Annotated in this window: 1 protein-coding gene; it reads left to right on the forward strand. The window is 35.1% G+C overall.

The window, feature by feature from the left end; all coding sequences use genetic code 11:
* A partial coding sequence (locus tag SB764_RS39445) for a hypothetical protein (protein WP_410866675.1) occupies positions 1-285 on the forward strand: 285 nt, incomplete at both ends.

The following is a 285-nucleotide window of genomic DNA, read 5'->3' on the forward strand; positions in this document are numbered from 1 at the left end:
CTTGTGCATCAGTTGTTTCTTGTAGTTTTACATTCTCTTCTATAAATCCTCAGTATAGTTATAATTCAACAACTACAGTAAATAACAATGTCAGTTTTTATGTTTCATTTTCTCCTTATGGAATCTGGCAAAGTTGGACAAATGGTATAACCATTGGAAAAGTGGGTGCAAGTTGTACACCATCTGTTAATCGGGAGATAACATATAATGAAGGGGGCCGTCAGTGGAAAGTTTTTATAGATACATCTGGAAATTGTACTCTCACACTTCTTTCAGGAACTGTAG

The sequence above is a fragment of the Paraburkholderia sp. SIMBA_027 genome, from assembly GCF_046535315.1.
Classification (GTDB): Bacteria; Pseudomonadota; Gammaproteobacteria; order Burkholderiales; family Burkholderiaceae; genus Paraburkholderia; species Paraburkholderia tropica.